This is a genomic window from Veillonella denticariosi JCM 15641, from assembly GCF_002959855.1.
Classification (GTDB): domain Bacteria; phylum Bacillota; class Negativicutes; order Veillonellales; family Veillonellaceae; genus Veillonella; species Veillonella denticariosi.
Map to the genome: position 1 here is coordinate 85335 of NZ_PPDB01000004.1, position 11762 is coordinate 97096.

General features: G+C 44.5%; 14 protein-coding genes. All 14 read left to right on the forward strand.

The features are described from left to right. Nucleotides 1-16 precede the first annotated feature (16 nt). The 14 genes from lpxK to lepB all read left to right on the forward strand — a co-directional run bounded on the left by lpxK (nt 17) and on the right by lepB (nt 11745). Nucleotides 17-1129, forward strand: a complete 1113-nt coding sequence (gene lpxK, locus VEHSUH05_RS05420) for a tetraacyldisaccharide 4'-kinase (protein WP_105090970.1) — start codon at nt 17-19, stop codon at nt 1127-1129. A gap of 44 nt (nt 1130-1173) precedes the next feature. Continuing rightward, nucleotides 1174-1905 (forward strand): 3-deoxy-manno-octulosonate cytidylyltransferase, encoded by a 732-nt coding sequence (kdsB, locus tag VEHSUH05_RS05425; protein ID WP_054674713.1) that lies wholly within the window; start codon nt 1174-1176, stop codon nt 1903-1905. Beyond that, the gene (kdsA, locus tag VEHSUH05_RS05430; protein ID WP_038117004.1) at nt 1906-2724 is read left to right on the forward strand and encodes a 3-deoxy-8-phosphooctulonate synthase; all 819 of its coding nucleotides are present in this window, start codon (nt 1906-1908) and stop codon (nt 2722-2724) included. An 11-nt stretch (nt 2725-2735) separates the two neighbouring features. After that, the gene (locus VEHSUH05_RS05435; RefSeq protein ID WP_038117003.1) at nt 2736-3707 is read left to right on the forward strand and encodes a KpsF/GutQ family sugar-phosphate isomerase; all 972 of its coding nucleotides are present in this window, start codon (nt 2736-2738) and stop codon (nt 3705-3707) included. Nucleotides 3708-3709: 2 nt separating this feature from the next. Beyond that, the gene (locus VEHSUH05_RS05440; RefSeq protein WP_054674718.1) at nt 3710-4231 is read left to right on the forward strand and encodes a KdsC family phosphatase; all 522 of its coding nucleotides are present in this window, start codon (nt 3710-3712) and stop codon (nt 4229-4231) included. A gap of 14 nt (nt 4232-4245) precedes the next feature. After that, a complete protein-coding gene (locus VEHSUH05_RS05445) occupies nt 4246-5175 on the forward strand; it encodes a lysophospholipid acyltransferase family protein (RefSeq protein WP_038116999.1) in 930 nt (309 codons plus the stop codon). Beyond that, nucleotides 5165-5701: an LPS export ABC transporter periplasmic protein LptC gene (gene lptC, locus VEHSUH05_RS05450; RefSeq protein WP_105090971.1), complete on the forward strand. Its 537-nt coding sequence runs from the start codon at nt 5165-5167 to the stop codon at nt 5699-5701. Before VEHSUH05_RS05445 ends, lptC begins: the two co-directional genes overlap by 11 nt. 15 nt (nt 5702-5716) lie before the next feature. Further along, a complete protein-coding gene (locus VEHSUH05_RS05455; RefSeq protein WP_170007100.1) occupies nt 5717-6436 on the forward strand; it encodes an LptA/OstA family protein in 720 nt (239 codons plus the stop codon). 9 nt (nt 6437-6445) lie between these two features. Next, nucleotides 6446-7165, forward strand: coding sequence for an LPS export ABC transporter ATP-binding protein (lptB, locus tag VEHSUH05_RS05460; protein WP_038116993.1), 720 nt, complete (start codon nt 6446-6448; stop codon nt 7163-7165). A gap of 9 nt (nt 7166-7174) precedes the next feature. Next, on the forward strand, nt 7175-8266 hold the full coding sequence (locus tag VEHSUH05_RS05465) for an LptF/LptG family permease (RefSeq protein ID WP_105090973.1): 1092 nt from the start codon (nt 7175-7177) through the stop codon (nt 8264-8266). A gap of 132 nt (nt 8267-8398) precedes the next feature. Continuing rightward, nucleotides 8399-9607 (forward strand): DUF3084 domain-containing protein, encoded by a 1209-nt coding sequence (locus VEHSUH05_RS05470; protein ID WP_038116989.1) that lies wholly within the window; start codon nt 8399-8401, stop codon nt 9605-9607. Between the two features lie 155 nt (nt 9608-9762). Continuing rightward, entirely contained in the window at nt 9763-10287 is a 525-nt protein-coding gene (locus VEHSUH05_RS05475) for a RuvC family protein (protein WP_105090974.1), read from the forward strand. Further along, nucleotides 10280-11149 (forward strand): YitT family protein, encoded by an 870-nt coding sequence (locus VEHSUH05_RS05480; protein WP_038116983.1) that lies wholly within the window; start codon nt 10280-10282, stop codon nt 11147-11149. Before VEHSUH05_RS05475 ends, VEHSUH05_RS05480 begins: the two co-directional genes overlap by 8 nt. An 11-nt stretch (nt 11150-11160) precedes the next feature. Next, nucleotides 11161-11745 carry a signal peptidase I gene (lepB, locus tag VEHSUH05_RS05485; protein ID WP_038116981.1) on the forward strand — a complete coding sequence of 195 codons (585 nt, stop codon included), beginning with the start codon at nt 11161-11163 and terminating at the stop codon, nt 11743-11745. Nucleotides 11746-11762: the final 17 nt, after the last annotated feature.

Sequence of the window (11762 nt, forward strand, 5' to 3'; positions counted from 1 at the left end):
GGAAGGAGAGACTCTTATGAGTGGGGAAGAATTATTCAAATCCATTATCAGTGGTGAAAATAAGTCCATATTGGGCGATATGGCTCGATCCGGCCTTGCATTTCTCAGCAAGGGATATGAAAAGGCCGTATCAATCCGCAATGCTCGTTTCGATGAAGGAAAGGGCGTTAATAAGGTGACTGTGCCTGTCATCAGCGTCGGTAATATCACGGCCGGCGGTACCGGCAAGACGCCGATGGTGCGATTTATTTGTGATGTACTCACTCACAAAGGATTTCATCCTACTGTGTTGAGCCGCGGTTATCGGGCGGAGGATAATAAAAAGAATATTATTATCTCCCGAGACGGTACCATGCTGGTGGAGCCGACCATAAGCGGTGATGAAGCCTGGTTATTGGCAAAGGTGTTGTCGAAATCTAACGTCATTATCGGTAGGGATCGTACTCAATCGGCGATTATTGCTATTGATAAGCTCGGTGCGGATTGTCTGGTTATGGATGACGGCTTTCAGCATAGGGGGCTGGATCGAGACATCGATATTGTCCTTGTCGATGCATCCAATCCGTTCGGTTATGAGCATGTACTGCCGCGAGGTTTACTACGTGAACCGTTAAGCGGGTTACAGCGGGCCGATATCATTGTCCTCACGAAGGTTGATCAGGTGGCACCGGGAATCGTATCGAGCATACGGAAACGGTTGGCTCAAATGCTGCCACAGACACCGATTTATGAAACGACCCACAAACCGCAGGCCTTATATACTTTAGATGAATGGGCCGTCGGTGCAAAAGAGTCTCCCGTGGGAACTTACAAAGAAAAGAGGATTATGGCTGTCAGCGGCATCGGAAATCCGCGGTCTTTTACCCGAACCTTGGTCGATGTGGGCTATAATGTAGTTCATACGTTGGCGTTTGGGGATCATCATGAGTTTACCAATGACGATGTAGTGGAGATTTGGAAACAGGCATTTGCACATCAGGCGGACATGATCTGCATTACGGAAAAGGATGCGGTGAAGTTAAGTCAGTTGCATGCAATTGAAGATTTGAAAATACCGATTCTGGTGCTATCTATCGGCATTGAATTTGTGGCCGGAAAACAGGAATTCATAGAAAATTTAGAGATTTAGTGTATAATAATAAGATGTATAAATGACAAAAAGGAGGGCTTATTGTGCAATTCGGATGTATAATTCCGGCCCGTTACGGGTCTACACGATTGCCTGGTAAACCTTTGGCTGATATTGCCGGTAAACCGATGATTCAAAGGGTTTATGAACGCGTGTCACAAGCGACAAAAATAATGTATACTATTGTGGCTACCGATGATGAACGGGTATTCAACACCGTACAAGGTTTTGGCGGTACCGTAATGATGACAAATCCGAATCATCCGACGGGAACAGATCGTCTTGCGGAGGTAGCGGCTCAATATACTGATTTAGATGTGATAATCAATGTACAAGGTGATGAACCGATGATTGATTTCACGCTCATCGATGATTTGGCGCGACTTTTTGAGGATGATCCGAATTTGCAGATGGCCACCGTTGCAACGCCTCTTTTAGAGGAGGAATATGATGAGCCGTCCGCGGTAAAGGTCGTTCTTAATAACCGAAATGATGCGATGTACTTTTCCAGATCCCTGATCCCATATCCTCGACAGGATTTTGTGAAAGCACCGCTTAAACATATCGGCATTTATGCATATCGCAGAGACTTTCTGTTAAATTACGCTAATATGGAGCCGACAGCGGCGGAACAGACCGAATCGCTGGAGCAATTACGGGCTCTTGAAAATGGATATACTATTCGCGTTATCCTTACGGATAAGCGATTTATCGGTGTAGACACACCGGAAGACTTGGCTCGCGTAAATGCCATTTACGCGCAAGAGGAGAGATAAATGAAAACAGTTCAAATTAATCATATTACCGTCGGGGGAGGCAAAGGGTTATTTGTCCTTGCCGGACCTTGTGTGATTGAGGATTATGATCGCACGTTGGCCATCGGTAAACGGGCTAAAGAAATTTGTGAGCGCGTAGGTGTTCCTTACATATTTAAGGCTTCCTTTGATAAGGCTAACCGCTCCAGTTTTAATTCCTTCCGCGGCCCCGGTTTGGAGGAAGGCCTCAAGATATTGGCTTCTATAAAAAAAGAACTCAACGTACCTGTAGTCAGTGATATCCACTCTATTGAGCAGATCGAACCGGCTGCTGAGGTATTGGATATTTTGCAAATTCCTGCATTCCTGTGCCGCCAGACGGATCTCGTATATGGTGCGGCAAAAACGGGTAAATGCGTGAATGTAAAAAAAGGGCAGTTTATGGCTCCTAAGGATATGGAGAATGTCCTTAATAAGATGAAAGAAACAGGAAACGAAAATCTAATGCTGACGGAACGGGGATTCAGCTTTGGGTATAATAATCTCGTTGTAGATATGCGTTCGTTTCCAATCATGCGTTCGTTTGGCTATCCTGTAATCTTTGATGCAACGCATAGTGTTCAGTTGCCGGGCGGTGCGGGTACTAAATCCAGCGGTAATCGTGAATTTGTGCCTAACTTGGCACGTGCTGCCGTAGCTAGCGGTGTGGACGGGCTTTTCTTTGAAGTACATGATAATCCTGAGGAAGCATTGTCCGATGGACCTAATATGTTGTATTTAGACCAATTTGAAGCATTGCTTCGCGATTTAGTAGCTATTGATAAAATCGTTAAAGGTTAGGGGCGGTATTGGTGACTATTTTAGAACAGGCGGCACAGGTACTTCACGAAGAGGCTCGTGCTATTGAACAACTGAGTTCTCGTTTGGATCATAATTTTGTTAATGCTGTAAATATGATTTTGGCTTGTAAGGGGCGTGTTGTGTGTACCGGGATGGGAAAATCCGGTCACATAGGACGCAAAATAGCGGCCACCTTGGCGAGTACAGGGACTCCGGCTCTCTTTATGCATCCCGGCGAAGGCGTGCATGGAGACCTCGGCATGATTACTGAGGATGACGTAGTATTGGCCTTTTCCAATAGCGGGGAAACAGGTGAAATTATCAGTATTTTACCGTCCTTACGTCGCATTGGTGCCAAGCTGATCTGTGTAGTAGGCAATCCGAACTCCACATTAGCTAAGAATTCCGATATAGTTTTATTGGCTGAAGTGGAACGTGAAGCGTGTCCGTTAGGGTTGGCACCTACCACGAGTACGACGGTGGCACTTGCTTTAGGCGATGCACTGGCCGTGTGCTTATTGGAACGTCATCATTTTACACCGGAAAACTTCGCCATATTCCATCCGGGCGGTTCTTTAGGTCGTAAACTATTGTTGACCGTGGAGAACATTATGCATGGCGGTGCGGACAATCCGATTGTTCATAAAGGCGCTTCTGTTCGAGATGCATTATTTGTAATGACTGAAAAGGGCTTAGGCGCTACAAATATCGTGGATGAAGAAGGATATCTCATCGGTCTCGTTACAGATGGCGATGTACGTCGTGGCCTTGACTCGGGCAGTAATTTCCTCGAGTGGCCGGTGGAAGACATGATGACGACGATGCCTCGCACGATTACAAAGGATAAATTAGCCGCCGAGGCGCTTCATTTAATGGAAAAGAATCAACCTCGACCTATTACGGTGTTACCGGTAGTAGATGCGGATAATAAATGTCTCGGCATTGTTCATATTACGGATTTGTTGCGTAGAGGCATTGTATAATAATGGATATTCGATGGATTGTACTTGATGTAGACGGTGTTTTATCCGACGGCTCGTTGATCTATACATCCGGCGGTGAAGAAATGAAGAGCTTTTCCGTAAAGGACGGTTTAGGTCTCACGGCGGCCCATAAGGCCGGTATTAAATTGGCTATCATTACGGCTCGTAGATCACCGATGGTTGAACGTCGTGCCAAAGAGCTTCATTTTGACGCATTAATCATGGGCCATGCAAATAAAACTGAGGCATTGCGTACCCTTTGTACGGAACATGGCATCGATGCGGAAAATATCGCTTATATGGGTGATGACCTTAATGATTTAGGAGCGCTACAGATCGTAGGTTTACCGATGGCACCTCAAAATGCGGTACCCGAGGTAAAGGATATAGCTAAATTTATTTCTCACGCTGCGGGCGGTCATGGTGCCGTGCGGGAAGCCGTGGAATATATTTTGAAGAATCAAGGCTTATGGGACTCTGTCATAGCAGACTATGCTCGGGAGGCACATGCTTATGGACAATAAAGGAGGTGAGCAGAATGAACAATGAATGGCAATACCATTTAGTTAAAGCTATTAGTTGGCTTGTATGTCGACTGCCATATAAACTCATTTTGCTCATAGGTGCTAGTTTAGGCCCTATATATGGCCTTATAGCGAAGAAGCAAAAGCTTAGAGGCATTAAAAATATAAAGATAGGCATGAATATGAATGACCAGCAGGCTGAAGAGCTCATTAATCGCTTGTTTAAAAATTTGGGCCGCAGCGTCATGGAAGTCCTGTATATGCCGAATTTAACAAAGTCTTTTATTAATAAACACATTGAACTGCGCGGTATCGAACATCTGGAGTCGGCCATCGCGGAGGATAAAGGTGTCATCGTTCTCACCGGTCATGTAGGCAACTGGGAATGGATGGGGGCTGCTATGGCGGCACACGGATACCCATCTACGACGATTGTAAAAAAACAGCCGAATGCTCAATTTACACGTCTGATGAATGAATATCGCGAGATGGTGGGGCTTGATGTGTTTGCCAGCGGCGGTAACGAAATCGTATTGGCTGCAAAGGCTTTAAAGAAGAAAAAACTGCTTGGTTTCCTTGCTGACCAAGATGGATATATACATGGTTTACCTGTTCCGTTTTTAGGACAGGAATCTTCGGCCGTGATGGGACCGACTACATTTGCAAAAAAATTCGGTTCTCCGGTGGTGCCGATTTTTACATCTCGTAAACCTGAAGGTGGGCATATCGTTCATATTCTACCTGCATTGCACTATGTGGATACCGGTGATGAAGAAGTGGATATGTATCGCCTGACAGAGGAATGTGTTCGTGTAACCGAGGACTTTATTCGTCAACATCCGGATGAATGGCTCTGGTTTCAACATCGTTGGATGACCAAGATGAACGAAATTGTCGATTACGATAAGAAAATGGCTATTCGGGAGAGGGCACATGAAAAATAATAAAAAGTTAATTGCTATTGTGGTCGCTGTAGTATTTGTCCTGGTAGGGCTTATCGTATATATCATGAAAGATTCCGGCGAATCCACAACGACTCAGACAGGTGCCGGACAACTAGTTAATTTCCAAGGTGCAGATTTGCAGGAGGAAAAGGACGGTAAATTGGTGTGGGCTTTATCGGCAGAAAAAATTGAATATGACCCGCGAACGAAAGCTATCGTTTTGACAAATCTAAAGGGGCAATTTTATCAGAATGATGTAACCACAACAATTACGGCCCCTCATGCGGTCCTGACAGGAGACAGAAATTCTCTTGATATCGATCAGGGGGTAACTGCAACAAATACGGAAGGGGCAACCTTTAAAACAGAGGCTTTACATTTTGATAATAAAACAAAACAGCTTACATCTCAGTCGGCTTTCACCTATACCAGTAATGACGTGACATTAGTGGGCGATAAGCTGGAAGGAAATATGTCGCTACAACAGATCAAAGCCATAGGTAATGCGAAATTAACAAAGAAGTAATAGTGAGGAAATATGATGAATAAGAAGAAACAGATTGGTATGGCCGTATTGGCTGCACTCATAACCGCATCCATTACGGCATGGGCGGCCAATGATCCGTTGACCATCAGTGCGGATACATTATCATATGATGGTACTACAGGTCGTGCGGATGCGAAGGGGAATGTCGTGATTACCCAACTTGATAAAACCATGACCGGTGCAAACGGCTGGTATAATACAAAGACACAAGAGGCTAATCTTGACGGCGGCGTATCCATGATCGGTACCGATATGTCTATGTCGGCTCAATCCGTTCATAGCTTTAACAATAATAAATTCACCGCTATGGGTGATGTGCATTTACAACGGGCAGATCGCCAAATCTTTGGTAATTCCGTTGAATATAATACTGATACAGAGTATGGTTTAGTATCCGGAAATGCACGATTGATTGCGGAAGGAACGACCTTGACCGGCGATCAGGTTGAAGGCTGGTTGAAGGAGATCAGAGCCGTTGCCAAAGGTAATGTAACCTTTGCTAATCCGGAACGTAATGTATCTGGTTCGGCTGACCGTGCTACGTATACACAAACGCCAAATCAAAATGACGGGGTTGTGTTGTTATCCGGCTCTGCGCATGCCGTACAAAACGGCAATGTGCTGAATGCACCGGAGCTTAAGATTCGCCTTGCTGATGATTCCGCAGAAACATTAGGGGGCCGTAGCACATTAGTCATTGTTCCAAATCAGTAAGGATCGTATATGTATATAGAAACCAAAAACTTAGTCAAAACCTTTAGCGGTCGCAATGTCGTGGATGGGGTGAGTCTGCGCGTTGATAAGGGGCAGGTTGTAGGCCTCTTAGGTCCTAACGGGGCAGGGAAAACCACATCATTTTACATGATTGTGGGGATAGAACGACCTAGTTCTGGTGTCATTACCGTAGATGGAAAAGACATTACGAATATTCCCATGTATAAGCGGGCCTCTGAGGGAATCGGATATCTGCCGCAGGAGGCTTCCATATTTCGTTCTATGTCCGTTGAGGACAATATTCGTGCCATGCTGCAGACTACATCAAAATCCGCTGATGAAATTGAATCCATCGTGGAATCGCTCATTGAGGAATTTCATATCGAGCATGTGCGCGACCGTATGGGGATGCAGTTGTCCGGCGGTGAGAGACGTCGTGTTGAAATCGCACGTTGCTTAGCCTTGGAGCCGAACTTCATTTTGCTTGATGAACCGTTTGCCGGGGTTGACCCGATTGCGGTGGCGGACATACAGCAAATCATATTACATGTTAAAAATCGAGGTATCGGCATTTTGATTACGGACCATAATGTGCGGGAAACATTGGGAATCGTTGACAAGGCGTATATCTTGAGTAGTGGTAAAATCCTCTTGGAAGGAACCCCTGATGAGATCGCGAATAATCCGATTGCGCGAGAACATTATTTGGGGGATAACTTTAAACTATAGGAGGGGACCATGCGATTATTAGACAAATATATTTTGAAAGCCTTTGTAGGTCCTTTTCTATTTGGCGTTTTCGCCTTTACCAGTATATTTATAGGTACGGGCACATTATTTCGGATTGCTCAATACATTACCGAATACGGGGCGCCTTTATTGCTGGTTATGAAAGCATTCATACTGGCATTGCCGAGTATTGTCATCTTAACATTCCCTATGTCTGTACTGTTGGCATCGCTCATGACGTTCAGTCGCTTGAGCAGTACCAGTGAAATCGTCGTGATGCGGGCCGGTGGTCTCAGCTTTTTACGGTTGGCCATGCCCGTGTATATCATCGCGCTCATCATATCCATCGGAGCCGTAGCGTTTAACGAGTTTGTTGTCCCTCGTACAAATCATATGTATCAGAGTATTGTGCGCGAAGAAATCATGAAAAATGCATCGCCTCAAACCCAGGATCATATCGTATTGAAGACGATGAATGGTGATGACTTGGGTACGTTGATGTATGCAAAGCATTACAATAGCGAGACGAAAGAGTTGAGCATGATTACTGTGCAACAATTCGGCGAAGGCGGTAAATTGCAGCAGGTGGAAAATGCGGATTCCGCCGTTTGGAATGGACAGTACTGGGTAATGCATAACGGTATCATTTATGATATTTCCGCCGGTAACGGTGTGGAGCGGACCATGCGCTTTAAGGAGCAATCGCTACCGATTAAGTCTGCCCCGAAGGATATCCAACAAGATCAACGTAAACCTGAAGAGTTGACGATTAAGGAATTGCGTCATCAAATCAGTGCCTATAAGGTGGCGTATACAAATGCCAATAAATTGGAAATGGAAATGTATCAACGTTTTACCATTCCGTTGGCAAGTTTCGTATTTGCCTTGGTAGGGGCTCCGTTGGGATTACAGAAACAGAGATCCAGTTCATCGATCGGCTTTGGGATCAGTATCTTGATTATTTTCATCTACTATGGTGTCATGACGTTCGCCGGTGCGCTGGGAAAAGGCGGTGCGTTGCCGACGGTGCTCGCCGCATTAATTCCGGATACATTGGGGATTATTGCGGGCTTGTATTTGAATTGGCGCGTATCCAAGTGACGACGTCATCTAGGTAATGACGTAAAGGGATATTTACAGTTATTACTTAGTGACGGTATACTATGAATATAAATATAAGTTATAAATAGATTAATATAATGCTTGGTAATGGAATGAAAGGAGGGCTGCGATGTGCTGGTAGGGCTTAAAATTTTGATTATTATCGCCTTGATGGGCGGGATTATCGCCTATATGGGTGATAAGTTAGGCACGAAAATAGGTAAACGTCGTATGTCCCTCTTTGGTTTACGACCTAAACATACATCTATTATCGTTACGATTGTGACCGGCTTGCTTGTTGCAGCTGCAACCGTAGGGGTCCTAACATTTACATCTCAAAGTGTACGAACAGCTCTTTTCGGGATGGATAAATTGCGCTCGGATATGAAGCAGCTCAATGAAGAAGTGGCGGCTAAGACGCAGGAACTCATCCGAGGGAAGGCTTTATTGGAGCAGAATAAGCAGGAACTGCAGGAGCGCATGAATGAAATAGAACAGATTCGACGTGAAGTAGAGACGACTCGGGCTGAACTGGAAAGTGCTCAGGCCGCAAAGGATGCTACAGAGGCTGAACTGGCTACGTTGCAGTCCTCCTATGCACAGGTTTCTCAGAAGTTGGCCGATTTGGAAGCGACGCGTGCCAAGATGGAAGCCCATATTGCAGAACTGCAGAATACGCAGGAACAATTGCAGAATGGCATCATTCATCTCCGTGAAGGGACGATTTTATTCCAAGTAGATCAACTGTTGGCACAAGCCGTGGTTCGTCCCGGATTAAGTGAAGAAGATAGTCATAATGCTATCAAAAATATTATTGACGATACCAATCAACTGGTTATGCGCCGGTTAGGTATAACCGATACTGGTCAATATGTAGTATATGTGGATCGCCAAAATGTGGAAATCGCTACACAGAAATTAATCGGTGCCAAGACGCCGATGGTGGTACAAGTTGTGGCGGCGGGAAATATCATCGCCGGTGAACCTGCGGTGGCTACCATCCAGGTATATCCACAACAATTTATCTTTAAAAATGGTGAAGTTATTCATTCTACCGTGATGGATGGCGGTAGTAATGCCCAGTCGGCTATGTTGCAATTCTTGAAACAGGTCAACGAAAATGCGAAGGCAAAGGGTGTTATTCCGGATTCCTTGACCGGTGATATCGGTACGATACCGGGGGATGATTTATTTGCGGCTATACGTCGTATCGGTATGATGCATGGCAAAGTTCATGTAGAGGCTTATGTCGATGGAGATACGTACTCCTCCGGTCCGGTACATATTAAATTACGAATAACACAAATGCCGGATATCGATAGAAAATCCAGAATGCAATAAGTGATAAACATTAGAGTTATATCGACATCATAATTCGTGGGAAGCGTACCGTGCTTCATGGAATAAAATCGGGAAGGTCTTATATGATTTTTTCACATAAGGCCTTCTTTTTATGTTAAAATATAACTATTGTATTCGTTAGTGAGGACATTAACATGACTGATAATACTTATATTCTGGCAGTGGATCCGGGTAATGAAAAGACCGGGGTTGCTATTGTAACGCCGACGGGGGCCTTGGTATATCGCGATATCATTGCCAGTAAAACTTTCAATAATGATATAGAACGAATTTTGACAATCTATTACGGTGTTAATCATATTGTATGCGGTAACGGAACCAATCATAAATATTTATATCCATCATTACAGCAGATTGGACGCAATCACAGGATTACTACAAGTCTCATTGACGAGTCTCGCAGTACGGAGGAGGCCCGTAAATTATATTGGCAGTATAATCCGCCGAAGGGGTGGAGAAAGATTTTACCTACAACCATGCAATTTCCTCCGGAGCCGGTGGATGATTTAACGGCTTATGTAATCGCATTGCGTTATACGAAACAATTAATTCAAAGTGCTCTGGCCGCAAAAGAGGATGATATTGATTCGGGCGAGCTGCAAGAAAAACGTTTGCATGCGATGGAGCAGTTGTACGGAAAAGGAGATAAGCATGAGTAACGATATGACAGCGCGCAGCTGGACACATTTGATTATGCGTTGCCTGATGATGATATTAGGGGCTCTTATCTATACGGTAGGCCTTGATTTATTCTTGGTACCGAATAACATCATCGACGGTGGCGTAGTCGGTATTTCATTGATGGCATCTGAGTTGTCGGGAATCTCGTTCAGTATTTTCGTAGTCCTCATCAACTTGCCGTTTTTATATATAGGGTATCGGGTTATCGGTAAAACCTTTACGTTCTCCACATTGTTTTCCATTGTGTGGATGGCTATATTTTCAAATTTTGCCCATGATTTTGAGCCTGTTACGACGGATCCTTTTTTGGGGGCCATATTCGGGGGGATTATCCTCGGTATCGGGGTAGGGCTTATTATTCGAAACGGCGGTTCATTGGACGGTTCAGAAATCGTGGCGATTATCTTTGATAAGCGGTCCACATTCTCCGTCGGGGAAATCGTCATGGCTATGAACCTTATCATTCTGGGGGCTGCAGGCTTTGTATATAGCTGGAACAGCGCGATGTATTCTCTTATAGCTTATTTTATCGCCTATAAGATGATTGATATAACGATTACGGGCCTTGAAGAGTCTAAAGGCGTTATGATTATTACAGATGCGGCAAATTCTGAAAATATTGCGGATGCTTTGAATGAGAATCTCAATAGAGGTGTTACTATTATGTATGGTGAAGGGGGCTACTTAAAGCAACCTAAGCATGTATTATATTCCGTGGTGACACGACTCGAGATTACACGTCTTAAGGATACCGTATATGAGGTTGATCCAACCGCATTCATTACGATTCAGGATGTGCACGATGTATTTGGTGGACGATTTAACACAGGTGGTCATTAAAGGGGGCCCTTATGAGTAATAAAGTAGGAACAACAATTGTAAAAGAAATTTTAGACTGGATATACGCCATCGCATTGGCACTTGTTATTGCCATGGTCATTCATATCTTTTTGATTCAGCCTACCCGCGTATCAGGCGAATCGATGGAGGATACATTACATAATGGACAATATCTGATCGTTACAAAATGGCATCATATTATGAATGAAATGCCGGATTACGGTCAAATCGTTATCATCGACAGTCGTGTCAATCGGGAACGCACATGGGTGGATGATGTGAAAGAACCGTTGATGAATTACGCGTCCGTGTTCAGCAAGTCTGCTCAGACTAATGATGTATGGGTAAAGCGTGTTATCGGCCGTCCCGGCGATGTGTTGGAATTTAAGGATGGTCATGTGTGGCGTAATGGACAGGAATTGCAGGAACCTTATATTAAGGAACATAATATAAACTATACGCGTTCCACTCCGGTGACTGTACCGGAAGGGCATGTGTTTGTTATGGGGGATAATCGCAATCACTCCAGCGACAGCCGCTTTATCGGCCCTGTACCGATAGACCATGTGTTAGGATTCGTATCCTATGCAATTTAAATAATATAATACAATAT